Genomic DNA, 14851 nt, shown 5'->3' on the forward strand with positions numbered 1-14851 from the left:
ATCGAGCGCCGCGCGAGCGTCCTTCGAGCGCCATCCGCGGCTCGAACGTCACTCGAACTCGAGCCGCCACCTCAGGTCGGCGCCCACGTTGCCGAGCGGCGAGCTCGAGGCGTCGCTCGAGTTGTCGTACGACCCCTGGAGGCTCATCCGGTCGCTGAGCTTCACCTCGACGCCCGCGCGCACCTGGCTGCCCTGCGAGAGCCCCGTCGTCACGTTGGCGCGCACCGCGTCCGTGATGCGCTTGCCGATCGTCACCGTCGGCTCCGGGGCGCCGTTCTTGGACGAGTAGCCGGTGCCGAAGCGGAACTCGTCGATGAGGGGGACCATCGTCTTCACCGCCTTGTCGGCGCCCGTCAGCGACGAGAGCGCCTCGAGGCCCATGGTCTCGCCGAGCGACGACACGACGCCCTGGTTGAGCTCGGCGCGCGTCATGCCGAGCGTCAGCAGCAGGACGATGTCCTCCTGGCTGAGCGGCGGATCGCTCGTCAGGTTGAGCTGGAGGTTGTCGGCGTCGCCCTGGGCGTGCAGCTTGATGCGCCAGAGCCCGCTGGAGTTCGCGCTGCTGCCCGCGGCCGCGGCCGTCGGCGCCGTGGGCTCCGCGCCCGACGTCGCGTCCGCCGCGGCGGCGGTGCTCGTCGACGTGTAGCGGCGGTACTCGCTCTCGGCGCGCACGTCGACCTTGGGCGCGATGCGGAACGGATCGTCGAAGCGGACGTAGCCGTCCCGGACCTCGAACTCGGTGCTGCGCAGCATGAGCTTCGAGTCGGGCAGGATGCGCAGCGTGCCGCGCGCGCCGAAGCGCTGGTTCGTGCCCGAGAGCGCGAGCCCGGGCTGCGAGACCTCGAGCCGCATGTCGGCCAGATCGTTCGAGAAGCGGAGCGGGTTCGGCGAGGCGACGGTGACGTCGAACCGGACCACGTCGGCGGCGGGGTCGTAGGTCTGCACCGTCGTCCGCTGGCGCCCCGTGAGATCGCCGAGGTCCATGCTCATCAGGATGGGGCGCGTGTAGCTGAACGACGTGAGCGTGATCTTGCCCTCGACCCGCGGCAGGTTCTTCTCCCCCGACGCCTCGTCCTCGACGCCGGGCCGGAAGCTCGCCGTCAGGTTGGCGTTCGCGGTGAGGTTCACCCCGTCGGCGACCGGCAGCTTCACGCCGGTCGCCACGATGGATGCCTGCGCCGTGCCGAGGGTCAGGCCGCGCACCGGCATGTGCCCCACCGCGGTCACCGTGCCCGTGCCGACCCGCGCGCTCGCCTTCGTGAGGCGCACCTGGTCGCCGCCGATCGCGAACTCCACGTCGATGTCGTCGAGCGACACCGGCAGGCCGACCACGTCGAGCTCTCCCTCCTTGAGCGTCGCCGAGCCCGTGTAGCGCAGCCCCTGGAGCGGCCCGGCCACCTGGACCTCGGCCTGCACCGTGCCCCGCGCGTGCCGGATCTGCGGGATGTCGGCGCTGAGCCGCGAGAGGCTCGTCGGGCTTACCCGGATCGCCACGTCGAGGTCCGGCGCCGTGAACACCCGCTTGACGTCGCCGGACGCCGTGAACGCGGCGGACAGGCGCGAGGCGGTGTGCGCCTCGAGGTGGAGCTCCGGCACCTTCAGCGTGTTGCCCGCGAGGCGGATCGGGCCGCTCGGGCTCGTGAGGTGGACCCCCTGGCCCTCCCGATCGAGCTTGAGCGCGTCGACCGTGAGCGTGAGCGCCGCCTGCCGGAAATCCGTGAGGGGGAGCCGCTCGATGTCGAGCGACCCGGTCATCGTGCCCTTCGGCGCCGCCGCGAGCGCGGCGCCCGGGATCAGGTTCGCGAGCGTGCCCAGGTCGAGCGCGTCCATGCGCACGTCCCCGTCCACGATCTTGCGCCGCTGGCGCGTGACGCGGAGCCCCTTCAGCGCGACCTGCCCGCCGAACAGCGAGCCGTTCGCGACGAGGGAGCCGTCGGGGAGGTCGCGCTCGTACTCCGCCGGATCGAACGGCGCGCCCTGGGGGTTGCCGCAGATCGGCGTCCTGCCGATGACCTTCGGCGGCTTGTCGTTCGGCAGGATCGTGAGCGCGACCCGCGAGGGCGGCAGGCTCGCGTGCGTGCGGCGGATGCCGACGCGCGAGACGTGCACGTCCGCGAAGCCGGCGAGCCTGCTCACGGTGCCGCCCAGGCTGGCGACGACCGACACCGAGCCGTCGAACTGCGAGGCCGCCGCCCCGAGCCCGTCGATCCGCGAGAGCGGGAGGCCGCTCGCGATGACGCTCCCCTTCAGCGCGCCGCCGTGCGCGACGGAGGCGCTCGCCAGCACGGAGCCCGTGCCCTTGCGCAGCGACGCCGAGCGGACGTCGAGCCGCATGCCGTCGGCGCCGGCGGCCTGGTCGTCCCAGATCATGTCGAGGTCGACCTCGCCCTCGTCGAAGCGCTCGTCGAGCAGCTCGACGCCGGTGAGCCGCATGCCCGCGTTCACGGCGAGGTAGCCGCCGCCGCAGCGGTCCTCGGGGCCGCCGAGCGCGAAGTGGGCGCGGGCCGTCCCGCTCGCGGTCGCCTTGTAGTCGGCGAACCGCGGATCCTTGTCGAGGCGGAGCACCTCGAGCAGGTCGCGCGCGGCGAGGTGCGGCGCCTCGCGCGTGTCGACGGTCGCGTCCACGACGACGATCCCCGCCGAGCTGTCGAGCGGGCGGCCCTTGGGCAGGTTGCCGGCCGGGTCGAAATCGATCTTGATCGACGGGACCCGGACGCGGCTCGCCCCGTGCCGGACCCGCGCGTTCTCGAGCGTCAGGGCGAGCGGCTCGAACGCGACCGGCGAGGGCTCGAGGTCGCCGATGGGGAAGCCCCCGAACACGAACTTCTCGACGCCGATCTCGCCGGTGAGCTTCGGGTGCTCGTAGGAGCCGTGCATCGCCGCCTTCATCGTGGCGACGCCGGCGAGCTCGAGCGCGGCGAGCGGGGAGATCTCGGCGAGGTCCACGCGCGAGCCCGGGTGGACCTCGACCCCGAGCTGGTCGTTGAAGCCGAGCGAGACGGTGGTCCTGAGGTGCGAGCTCGGCGTGTCGACCGAGAAGCCCGAGAGCACGACGGCGTTCGGCCGCACCTGGAACGAGCCGCGGACCGTGGCCTCCTTGACGCCCATCAGGCGCTTGCGGGCAGGGTCCTTCGTCGGGTGATCGAAGATGTCGAAGCCGTGCGTCTGCACGGCGAGCGGGCCCTCGAGGGCGAGCGGGGACAGCGTGCCGCCGAAGCGATCGAACCTCCCCTCGCGCAGCGTCCACGCGACGTGCGCCTGCGGGTGGACCGCGAGGTCGCGGAGCAGGCCTGGCAGCTCGACGTTGGCGAGGTCGATCGGCCCGGCCTGGAGCGGCACGCCCTTCTCGAACGGCTTGATCTCCACGCTCGAGATCTTCAGCGTGCCGTCGGCCCAGGCGACGTCGGTGTCGGAGAGCTGCACGGCGTCAGGGGTCGTCGAGACCTTGCCCGCGAGGCGCGTGGCGAAGACCCTGCCGTCGAGGCCCGGCCGGTCGAGCAGGAGCGTGCCCTTGAGGCGGGGGAGCGCCAGGCCGAGCGGCGCGGACGCCGCGTCGTACTCCGCGTCGACGTCGAGCGAGACCGAGCCGGACGCGGGCGGCAGGTTCACGAAGCGGTGCACGATCGGCACGGGGAGGCGCGCCCGCACGCGGCCCTCGATCCGGTGGGGCATGCCGTCGCCGAGGCCGACGGCGCGGAGGGCGCCGAGCTCGAGCTCCACCCGGCGCCAGTCGCCGTCCTGGAGCGCGCAGGGCGGCGCGGTGCCGGGATCCGGGTCGAAGTCGGCGGCGCCCTCGAGGATCAGCCGGCGGACGAGCGCGCGGCCCGGCTCGACGCGGACGCGCGTGTCGAAGCGGCAGACGACGTCCTCGTCGACGCTGTCCTCCTCGGCCTCGTGGCCGGGCGCGGCGTGCGTGCGGACGACCGAGACGAGGCCGGAGCGCATCGCGATCTCGAACGCGTCCGACGGCTCGGCGGAGACGTCGACGTCGACCTCGGTGGCCTGGACGCGGACGTTGTCGATCGTCAGGTCGAGCCGCGCGTCGGTGATGGCCACCGAGGAGAGCGGCGCGCGGTCGAGGCCGCCCCCGCCGCCCTTGCCGGTGCTCGGGAGGGTGAGGTTGCGGAGCTCCCCGTCCTTCAGCACTGCGCGGACGCGGGGGCCGATGATCTCGACGTCCCCGGCGTCGATGTGCCCCGCGAGCAGCGAGAACAGGCGCGGGCGGATGGCCACGCGCTCGAGCTCGAGGAACGGCGCGCCGCCGTCCGAGGAGTCGACGACGAGCCGGTTCAGGCCGACCATGAGGGGCCAGGCCTGGACGCGCACGTCGTAGCGGGCCGTGATGCCGAGCTCGCGCTGGAGCAGCGCCGCCGTCTCGTGCGCCGCCCAGGCCCGCACCGTCTCGGTGCGCACGAGGAAGCCGAGCGCGAGCGGGATCGCGCCGATCACCGCGAACACGGCGCACACAACGCGCACGGCGAGGCGCCCCCAGTCCCTGCGGGCGCTCGGCGGGGAGCCCTTTCTCCTCGTGCCGTGCATCGGGGCGCAGCTTAGCTGATGCGCGGTCGGACGCTTACGTGGGCGGGGTGATCCTGTGCCAGGAAAATGCCGGTGCGTGCGCGTCGCACCCGACCGGAAACGTGCTCCAGGGTGGAATGCCGCGGGGGCGCCGTGCGAGGCGCGCCGGGCCGGGTCAGCCCGCGGTGAGCTTGCGGTAGCGGAGCTTGCGGGGCTCGGCCGCGTCGGCGCCGAGGCGGCGCTTCAGGTCGGCCTCGTAGTCGGCGTAGTTGCCCTCGAACCAGACGACCTTGCTGTCGCCCTCGAAGGCGAGGATGTGGGTCGCGATGCGGTCGAGGAACCAGCGGTCGTGGCTGATGACCACGGCGCAGCCGGCGAAGTTGAGCAGCGCGTCCTCGAGCGAGCGGAGCGTGTCGACGTCGAGGTCGTTGGTGGGCTCGTCGAGCAGGAGGACGTTGCCGCCGCGGCGGAGCAGCTTGGCGAGGTGGAGGCGGTTGCGCTCGCCGCCGGAGAGATCGCGGACCTTCTTCTGCTGGTCGCTGCCGGCGAAGTTGAAGCTGGCGACGTACGCGCGCGAGTTGACCTCGCGCTTGCCGACGAGGAGGCGGTCCTCGCCGCCGGAGATCTCCTGCCAGACGTTGTTGGTCGGGTTGAGCGCGTCGCGCGACTGGTCGACGTACGCGAGCTCCACGGTCTCGCCGAGCCGGAGCGCGCCGCCGTCGGGCTGCTCGAGGCCCATGATCATGCGGAAGAGCGTTGTCTTGCCGGCGCCGTTCGGCCCGATGATGCCGACGATGCCGCCGCGCGGGAGCGAGAAGCTGAGGTCGTCGATGAGGACGCGGTCGCCGAAGCCCTTGCGGAGGTGCTCGGCCTCGACGACCACGTTCCCGAGCCGCTGGCCGGCGGGGATGTGGATCTCGTTCTCCTCGACCTTCTTCGACCTGTCCTCGGCGAGCAGCGTCTCGTAGGCGGCGAGGCGGGCCTTGCTCTTGGCCTGGCGGGCGCGCGGGGCCATGCGGACCCACTCGAGCTCGCGCTCCAGGGTGCGCTTGCGCGCGCTCTCCTGCTTCTGCTCCAGCTCGAGGCGCTTCTTCTTCTGCTCGAGCCAGCCGGTGTAGTTGCCCTCGTACGGGATGCCGGCGCCGCGGTCGAGCTCGAGGATCCAGCCGGCGACGTTGTCGAGGAAGTACCGGTCGTGGGTGACCGCGACGACGGTGCCGGGGTAGTCGTGGAGGAAGCGCTCGAGCCACGCGACGCTCTCGGCGTCGAGGTGGTTGGTCGGCTCGTCGAGCAGCAGGATGTCCGGCTTCTCGAGGAGGAGCCGGCAGAGGGCGACGCGGCGGCGCTCGCCGCCGGAGAGCTTGGTGACGTCGGCGTCGGGCGGCGGCAGCCGGAGGGCGTCCATGGCGCGCTCGACGACGCGGTCGATCTCCCAGCCGTTCGCGGCCTCGATCTTGTCCTGGAGCGCGGCGTACTCCTCGAGCAGCGCCTCCATGTCGGGGGGCGACTCGCCGAGCTTCGCGCCGATCTCCTCGAAGCGCTGGACGAGGGAGCGGACGTCGTGGACCGCCATCTCGACGTGCTCCTGCACGGTCTTGCCGGCCTCGAGCTGCGGCTCCTGGGCGAGGTAGCCGATGCGGATGCCGTCGGCGGGCTTCGCTTCGCCGAGGTACTCCTTGTCGACGCCCGCCATGATGCGCAGCAGGGTGCTCTTGCCGGCGCCGTTCGAGCCGAGGACGCCGATCTTCGCGCCCGGGTAGAAGGAGAGCCACAGGCCCTTCAGCACCTCCTTGTTCGGGGGGTGCACCTTCCGGACATCCTGCATCGTGAAGATGAATTGAGGGGCCACGTCTTCGCCTGCCTGTGCGTGCCCGGCGCGCCGTGGGGCCCCGCTCGGCCTTCGAGCGGGCGCGGCGCTGGCCGGGCTGGGGGGAGAGGCCGTATGCGAGATCGCCGGCTGACGGTCAAGAGGGCGTCGAGGCGGCTGTAGGCGGGCGCGCAGGGCGCGCGTCGGGACGGACGGGCGGAGCTAGGCGCGCCGCGCGCCGCGCCCGAACGCCTGCTTGAGGGCGGCGAGGTCCTCGCGGCCGACCTCGCGCGTGGCGACGAGGACGGCGAGGTACACGAGGGCGACGAGGATCGCCTCGCCGAGCACGGCGATCTTGCCGAGCCACGGGAGCTGCGCGCCCACGGCGATCCCGGCGAGCAGCGCGGCGCCGACGCGGAGCGCCGTCCGGGCGGGGACGAAGCCGCCGGCGGCGCGGTGGAGCAGGACGCCGCCGGCGACCGCGGCGGTGGCGAGCGCGAGCGATGTGGCGACGGCGGAGCGCACAAGCATGTCGGGGCCGAACGCGGCGCGCGGGACGGCGATCGAGCACCCAGTGGCGACGAGGAAGACGGTGGCGGCCGTGAGGGCGGCGGCCACGCGCTCCCGGTGCAGGCTGGTGAGCGCGGCCGAGGCGACGCCGAGGACGGCGAACGCGCCCATGCCGAGGGAGAGCACGCGGAGCGTGTCGCCGCCGCGGCTCCAGATCTCGACAGGGAAGGCGAAGCGCAGGACGTGCGGGGCGAGGCCCGAGATCGGGGCGCAGAGGAGCCCGGTGAGCAGGAACGAGAGGCGGACGCCCGTCATGGCGTAGCGGCGGACCGCGGCGCGGTCGTGCTCGGCGTGCGCGCGGGCGAGCATCGGGAAGAGGATGAACGTGACCGAGAGGAGCAGCTGGTACGGCAGGAACGCGAAGAGCTGCGCGCCGCGGTAGACGCCGATGAGGTCGTCGGCGGCCTTGGCGCCGAGCGCGAGCCCGCTCGTGGCCTGCCCGAGGAAGCGGCGGAGGAGGAAGAAGTCGGTCTGGAGCAGGAGGTTCAGGAATGTCTGCGAGACGGCGAGCGGCAGGAGGAAGGCGGCGTGCTGGCGGATCGAGGGGCCGGCGCTGCCGCGGCGGCCGAGGCCGGTCCTGGTGAGCGCGAGGGGAACGATGACGGCGGCCGCGGCGACGAAGCCGGCGATCGCGCCGAGGACGCCGCTCTGGCCGGCGCGGAGGAAGAGCAGGGCGAAGGCGGCGATGCTCGCGGTGCGGAGCGCGCCGTAGCCGACGTCGAAGGCGGCCTGCGTGACGAAGCGGCACTGGCCGTTGAGCGCGCCGACGAGCGGGGCGTAGAGGCCGTAGAGGAGGACCACGGCGGCGGCGAGCCGCAGCGGGCCGGCGACATGCGGGGCCTCGGAGAAGTCGGCGATGGCGCCGGCGAGGAGCGCGAAGCCGGCGGAGACGACCACGGCGAGGACGGCGTGCAGGGCGAGCGTGCGGCGGAAGGCGGCGGCGACGTCCTGCTCCGCGACGCTGGAGACGGCGCGCGAGACGCCCTGGATGCCGGTCGCGACGATGACGTTGTTGACGACGCCGACGCCCGCGAGGACGACGGAGACCGCGCCGTAGCCGTCCGTGCCGAGCAGCCGCGGGAGGATGAGCTGCTGGACGAAGCCGAAGAGGATGAAGGAGACCTTGGCGCCGGCGATGGCGAGGCCGCCGCGGCCGGCGGAGCGGGCGGCGGAGGGGGCCGGAGCGTCCGGCGGCTGCGGCGGGAAGGGCACGGCGGCGCGCTGCACGGCGGCGTTGTCGCAGAAGCACGCCGGGCGGGCAATCTCGCGCGGAGCGGGCGAGCACACCGGGGCGTCACGTAAACTTCAGGGGCGGTGCGGATTCGCTTGACGGGGAGGCCTCGCTGACTATCCTCGCGCCCGTCTCCAACGCATTCCAGCTTAGCTCAGTTGGTAGAGCAGGCGGCTGTTAACCGCCGGGTCGCTGGTTCGAGTCCAGCAGCTGGAGCCAATCCCACGTCGCGGTACGTCGCGCGACCCAACGTTGAACGAACCCCCGAACGGCGAGAGCTTTTCGGGGGTTCGCCTCTTTGGCGTCGTGGCGCGGGGTCGCGTGGGGCGGCGGCGCTCTTCAGCGGGCGCGAGGAGAGAACGCGGTGGGTGGCGTCTCGGCCGGTGCCGAGCGCGTTCTCGTGGGCCCGTTCTCCATGAGAATCGGGCTTGCTGCGCGAGGGCCGTTTTACTCAACGATCCGGTGTTGAACGCACGCTGCCGTGCAGGTCGGCCTACCGGACCAGAAGGGTCTGCCTCGACTGGATAAACGCAATGCCCTTGTGGTCCTCGATGATCTTGCCGTCACGTCGTGCGTTCGACGGTGAGCATCCAGCCGTCGGCCGAGAGCCCGATCTCGGCGAGCTTGTCCACGTGGCTCCCCGACGACACGAGCGGCTCTATCAGGTGTGTCAGGTCGTGCGCGCAGCCCGTGGGCTCCACGGCGACGAGGCGCCACGTTCCAAGCAGCCGCTGATCCTGTGGGACGTAATCGGGACGGGTGCGCGCGTAAACCGCGACCTCGTTCGGCGACAGGAACACGCGGATCAGCGCGCTGATCGCGGCCACCGCCTTGCACTCGTATCGCGCAATCGTGGGCGCGTGCGTCGTGGGTTCGAAGTCGAGCCCCAGCAGGTCGTACCCCGCCGAACCCCAGAACTTCGAGACATGCAGAGCGTCGAGCAGCCTGATGTCGTCGGCACGCGCGCGCTCGAGGCGCCGCCGCGCCTCGGTCCGGGGGCGAACCGCTCCGAGGAGCGTCGTCCACGCCGCGTCGCCATGTTCGCCGAGCACCTCTCGCGTTCGAGAGACGACGTACGGGGCGAACGCATCCTCTGCTTCGCCACCGAGCGCGTTGCGGGCGAAGTTCTCAGCGGCGATCTGCTCCGGCGTCACGGGCTTGAGGTGCACTTCGCCCGCGCTGCGCCGTGCGACGACGTGGGCGCGGATGACGGCGCGCTCGGGTCCGACGAGATCGAGTACCGGTTGGTACCGTGAAGCCGGGCGCGGGAGCGCAGCATCGAGCGCATGCTCGTCGACGATCCTCTGGGCCCACGTCGGATCGCTAGCGTGTTGCGCGAGCCACTCGGTCGCGACGGAGACAGGATCGAAGCCTACACGGTGCGCACGCTCCGCAGCGAAGCCGTCCAAGGCGACGCCCTCCTCCCGCGGCGTGGCTATCGGCGCCCCTGAGGCGGCCTCCACCGCACACGCCAACTCGATAATGCGGTCCCTTCGCCGTGCCCGTCCAACCCACTCCTCCCAGCGAGCGACATTTCGCGCCCGACACGCGAAACTCGGCCGGTACGCGCGCTCATCCTCCGACCACTCGATGCCGTCGATCACCCGCTGCACATCGGCTTCGGTTGTTTCGCTCCAACCGCCGCTGGGCGTTATCAGCGATGCGGCGCCGAGAGCGCGCAGTTCGTCGATCGTGAGTTCGTGCGTGTGCAGGCGCGTGTCGATCGATGCGAGGGACTGATCGACCTTCGTGCACAGAGCCTTCAACCCATCGCGGCCGAGCGGTCTGAACACCTGCGCGTACGCGTCCTCGAGCGTTGCGGCGTTGCGCTTCTTCAAGAATGCCCGAAACAGCTCCAGCCCCGCGCCACCGCGACGTTTTCCGTCCTCGTACGCCGCGATCGCCTGGCTCCACAGGCCACCGACCACGGGGTTATCCAGCACGCGCGCAGACAATGCCTCCGCGAAATTGCGGAGCGGAGGCGGCCCCGGCGCGTCCGGCGCCGTGTCGAACAGGATGGCATCGTCGTCCACGAGCACGTCATCTCGCGTATCGTGAAGCCACCGCGCGCTCTGCGCGGCGCGCCCGGGGATCTCGAGAGAAAGGCGCAGCGACACGCAAGCGACGTGTTGGAGCTTCGTCGCATGCCAGCGCTCCGCAGCGTCGACCGCGTTGACCGGCGACGGCAGGAGCCGCGAGACCTCGGCAAGCGCCAGCAGTCCGGGAAGGAGCGCCTCGAGCTCCTGCCTCACCTCCGTCTCGCGTCGCACGACTGCGGCACCGAGTGGAACTGACTCGACGTTCTCTTCGACGACCAATGCTCGTTGCTTCAACCACGGCAGCAGCTGAATCACCTTCGGCCCGAGCGTCGCGGCGACGAGCGGGACGGAAGGGAAGAAGGCGCGCACGCGATCGCGCTCGCCGTTGTCGGTCGCAATCCATGCGTCTTCCGAGGCCGCGCGCCACTCGAGCGCACGTTCGCCGAACGAGCGATCGCGTTCGGCTGGAGCGTACGCGAGCAGCGGTAGCGGCGCATCAGTCAATGCGTTCTTTCGTGCGACCGCATCGAGGACGGACTGGAACAGCTCGAGAGCTCCCTGTCGCGTCTTCGGATCGCGGCCGACGAGCTCGATGTTCAGCGAGTGGAGTTCCAACCAGAGACGCCGGGCGGGCTCGGCGCCGTCCGTCATCAGATCGTCGTCCGAGAGACCTGGAACCGCGCCGAGGGCGCGGAGCACCTCCGCATGCGACGCCGAGCGCCGGTATGTCCAGAGAACGGCGTACCTGCGATCGGGCTGATCGCTGGCCAGGGTGATCTGACGCGGGGACACCGTTCCTTCTGTCGATGTCACGACGTCCGGTCGCCTGCACTTGTCCTTTGGAAACCAGGCCGCCGACGAGAGCGTGGTGGCGATCGTCCCGTTGAATGCCGCCTGCTTCTCGGCGGCGATCAACGGCTCGAGTGCGCTCCACGCCTCGACAATGTCCTCGAGCGTCGGTCCGCTCCCGTGTCCCCACACGACGTCCAGAGGCGCTGCGCCCACCGACTCTGCATCGACCAGCGCGGGTGGCGACGCGCAGGGCGACACGATCCCCGTCGCGCCACCTTCGACCAGACGCAGCGCGAAGGGCGAGACACCGAGGAAGTCAAGGAACCGATCGACGTCAAGGCCTGGCACGGCGACCTGCAACGCGGTCAGCCACTCGGGCGACACCTCCTTGCGTGAGAGCTGCCGCGCCGGTGCCCATCGCCCTTCCGTACACGGCAAGAACAGCGTGGCGACAGCTCGCCCCGCGCGCAGCTCGTCTTCCGACCATGGCGACCCAGCGGCGTGATGCGCGCGCCAGCCGAGTTTATAGGTCTGATCCTGGAGGCTCTTCTGCGTGCCGAAGCGCGCGACGAACAGCTGCGCGGCGAACACGATGAGCTCCTTCTGCCTCTCCGCCGCATCTTCCTCCGCGAGCGGCCTCCACTGCCATCGAGCTGCATCCACAGGCAGCTGACGGAGCTCTCGCAGCAGATCCCAGCGCTCGAACGGTGTCATGCCCGTGAGGCGTGAGTGGTCATCATCGATGCCTAGCGGCACGCGGTACGCCGTTACTGCGCGTCCACGGTCGAGCAGCGCGCGGGGCAGCGTGAGGGTGGCCGCGTGCTCCTCGTCAGCGCTGCGACGAACGAAGACGCGATGAGTTGCACGGCCACCGCCGCTGCCGGCCTCGATGTGATCAGGCAGGACGACAGCGACGTAGATCGTGTCGTTCGCCTCGGCGAGATCGACGACGGGGATCACGTGCGCGCGCCTGGCCCGCAGGGCGTCGCACGCAGCGCGCGCCATGGTCTTCCACGACTTCGTGTGGCGCCTGTAGCCGCAGATCCAATCGATCCACACGGCGGTCGCCTGCCAGAACTCGTCGAACGCACGGCGCGGCCTCACGACGTCAGCTCGGAAGAACTGGGCTGCGAGCTCGGCCCAACGCCGATAGGTGCTGATCTCCGAAGCTTGCGGATTGTCGCCGAATAGCAGGCGGAGCAGCTCCCTGCTGAATGGGTCGTCGGCCCGCGGACGGAGCATCTGCCAGATGTCGTCCCGATCCTCGATGGTGCCACCGATCGCGGGTCTCTGGCGGACGGCTCGCCACTCCGCCCAGCCGGAGGCGGATTCCTCCTCGAATCCCAGGTGGTGAAGCACCATGTGCAGGTGAATCTCCGCTGTGACACGTAGCAGAGACGCGTTGTAGCGTCCGTCATGCTTTTTCTCGTCGCAGCGAAGCGACGTTCGGTCGAGCTTCAACTGAAAGTCAGCGTGAACGTCGACGCCGACCGGCTGCGCGACGAGTGTCGGCAAGTAGCAGAAGTAGCGCCCGCTCGCGGACGGAGCGTCGCGCCCGCTCGCGGACGGAGCGCGGCGCCAACCCACCGCCACGCTCGGCTGCGACACGGGGTGCCCTGCCGCTTTCGCCAGCGCGGCGAGGGATTCCGAAGATGTCGCGATCGACGCCGCCACCCAGTGGCCCATCACCTGAAGGCGATCGTTCTGCGAGCCTAGCGACGTTCGAAGCTCGTTGCGGTCATCACCGTCGGCGATCACGACCCTCACATCCTTCTTCGTCGCGCGAAGCCCGACGAAGTGAACGTGCCCTTCGCCCAGCTCTCTGAGCGATTCCGCAACCTGGTCGACGAGGCCCGGCTCGATCGGGACGACCACAACGGTCGAGATGGGTGGCAGCGCTTCGAGCGCGGCCTCCGGCGCCGACGCGCACCAAAGAGGAATCGGGAAGTAAAAGCTCGGCCACCGGGCACCGTCGTCGAGCTGGAGCGGCGCCTCGAGAAAGCGCACCTCGCCATCGCGCACCCGACGGTCCTCTATTCGCCGGGCTGCGAGGCGCTCGGCGTCGAGCAGCCGGTGCAGCTCGAGCCCCCAGAAACCGTCGTCAGCTCGTGTCCATACCTGCACGCGGTCTGCGAGGGCGAAGACGGAGCGGAAGCCGACGCCCTTGTTGCCGATGCTCTCATCCGGCGTCTTGTTTGACGTGTGCAGGGAGCAGAGCGCGTGAAAATCGGATCGTCGCAGGCGCGCGTGCCGAGAGAGCGAACGGTAATCGAAGTCTGGATCGAACGACACGGTAGCTCCGTCGTTGGCCACCAGAAGGCGGGTTGAGCCGTTCTCGCGGACCAGCGCGACGACGCACACCTTGTCGCAGCGGTCCAGCGCGTTCTGCAGCAGCTCGAACGCCGCTCGCCCCGCGTACTGATTCGAGATCGCACCTTCGTCCGCGAGCTGCTGGTTCAGCGTCTCGCCGCCGACGGCTCGGTAGTAGTCATGGTGGTTCGCGAAGGTTTGAGCCAGCCGGTCGGTAGCGCTTCCTGGATGGAACATCGTCCTCCCTGTCTGCAACGGGTCATGGTGGTCCCCGGCTCCCGAGCCGATCACGATGGGCGGCGCAGACGCGCCCCTCAGTCTACGCGACGAGGCTCGTGGTCGTCATGTGCCGCGGGTTGCGCGCGGGGCGTCGCACCCCGACGGCACTTCGCCGCGACCGCGATCGGTCTGGCCCTGCTGCTCGTCGGCGCCGGTGTCGCGCTCATCGATGTGCGGAGGCGGGTCAGTCCCTGGTCGGCGAGCTTCGACACCAACAGCTGGCCGACGGCGCGCCGCTGGCTGTGCGCGCTCGGCCTCGACCGTGGGCGCCTGTTCCCGCTGGTCCGCCCCAGTCCCGCTGCTCGCTTCGCCACGGCAGCGAGCCGAGCGGGCGGCGAGGACGCTCGTCGCGATGGCGCCTCCCGCGGCCGAGCCCCCGAGGCTACCGTGATGGCGGGCGGCGTGGGCGGCCGCCACGCGGCGCGGGTGGGCCAGGAACCCACCTCTGTCCTTCTCGACTTTGGTTGGGTATTGTTGGCATAGCTCGGTCTGGGTACCCTGCGCTTGCGCGCAGGGGCCATGCAGAGCCGAAGATTCGTCGCGGGGAGCTCATTGATGCCGAGTTTTGATGTTTCGAGTCTGACCGACGCGCAGCGCCCCACGGGTGTGTGGGCAGCGTCTCTCCTGCATGCCATCGCGCGCGACGAAGCGGCTGGACGAAGGCGCCCGGCTCTCACCGAACCGAAGCTCGACACCTGGACTCGCTTTCGCGGTCGGCTCTCCAGCGTGGATCTCGTCTCGCTGCTCTTCGAAGACGCCGCCGTCCTTCACCGTGTGCCGTTCGATCCCGAGGCCGTGGGCGGCTCTCTTCGCCCGGACCGACTGCCCGAGGCCGTGACCGACGGCTGGCTCAAGTCCGTCGAGTCGCTCTCGCTGAACACGGCGGGCGCCGACTACATCCTTGAGCAGGCGCGCCTGCTCGGGCTGCCGACGCGCATGGCGCGCTCGGACCTCCACGTCGTCAAGGCACACCAGAAGGTGCTCGAGCTGCCGGGCACGGGCGGGCAGCTCGCGCACCACCTCGTGAGCGGTCAGAAGGACCTCACGCTCCAGGACAACGTCGTCGTGGCATGCGGCTCCTGGCAGGAGCTCACGCTCGCCGGTGTCGTTGCCCTGGAGCTCGGCGCGCCGCACTCCGACTTCGCAGCGCGAGCCGAGGCCGCGGACCTCAAGAACGCTGACCACCCGCTCCGCCAACGCTCCTTCGATTTTGTCGTCGGCCTCCACCCTGACAAGGGCGGGCTGTTCCATGTCGAGGACCAACTCGCGATCTGGTTTCCGACCGCGAAGGTCCTGCTGGTGTGA

At 70.8% G+C, this 14851-nt stretch carries 5 protein-coding genes and 1 tRNA gene; 2 read left to right on the forward strand and 4 right to left on the reverse strand.

The window, feature by feature from the left end:
• Positions 1-48: 48 nt before the first annotated feature.
• The 3 genes from WME73_RS06390 to WME73_RS06400 form a co-directional block, all read right to left on the reverse strand.
• Positions 49-4539 carry a translocation/assembly module TamB domain-containing protein gene (locus WME73_RS06390; RefSeq protein WP_437915094.1) on the reverse strand — a complete coding sequence of 1497 codons (4491 nt, stop codon included), beginning with the start codon at positions 4537-4539 and terminating at the stop codon, positions 49-51.
• Positions 4540-4693: 154 nt separating this feature from the next.
• The gene (gene ettA / locus WME73_RS06395) at positions 4694-6367 is read right to left on the reverse strand and encodes an energy-dependent translational throttle protein EttA (RefSeq protein WP_437915095.1); all 1674 of its coding nucleotides are present in this window, start codon (positions 6365-6367) and stop codon (positions 4694-4696) included.
• 180 nt (positions 6368-6547) lie between these two features.
• The gene (locus tag WME73_RS06400; RefSeq protein ID WP_437915096.1) at positions 6548-8182 is read right to left on the reverse strand and encodes a lipopolysaccharide biosynthesis protein; all 1635 of its coding nucleotides are present in this window, start codon (positions 8180-8182) and stop codon (positions 6548-6550) included.
• A gap of 87 nt (positions 8183-8269) precedes the next feature.
• Between WME73_RS06400 and WME73_RS06405 the strand changes: the two genes are divergently transcribed.
• Positions 8270-8345: transfer RNA gene (locus tag WME73_RS06405), tRNA-Asn, on the forward strand.
• A 344-nt stretch (positions 8346-8689) separates the two neighbouring features.
• Here WME73_RS06405 and WME73_RS06410 read toward each other — a convergent pair.
• Complete coding sequence (locus WME73_RS06410; protein WP_437915097.1) at positions 8690-13504, reverse strand: hypothetical protein; 4815 nt, start codon at positions 13502-13504, stop codon at positions 8690-8692.
• A gap of 768 nt (positions 13505-14272) precedes the next feature.
• Here WME73_RS06410 and WME73_RS06415 point away from each other — a divergent pair.
• Positions 14273-14851, forward strand: coding sequence for a hypothetical protein (locus tag WME73_RS06415; RefSeq protein ID WP_437915098.1), 579 nt, complete (start codon positions 14273-14275; stop codon positions 14849-14851).

It is taken from the genome of Sorangium sp. So ce302 (assembly GCF_051530145.1).
GTDB classification, from domain to species: domain Bacteria; phylum Myxococcota_A; class Polyangia; order Polyangiales; family Polyangiaceae; genus Sorangium; species Sorangium cellulosum_B.

What these genes read in the sequence shown, in the direction of transcription:
- WME73_RS06390 (WP_437915094.1), bottom strand. Translation starts at nt 4,539, where the DNA reads ATGCACGGCACGAGGAGAAAGGGCTCCCCGCCGAGCGCCCGCAGGGAC.
- WME73_RS06410 (WP_437915097.1), bottom strand. Translation starts at nt 13,504, where the DNA reads ATGTTCCATCCAGGAAGCGCTACCGACCGGCTGGCTCAAACCTTCGCG.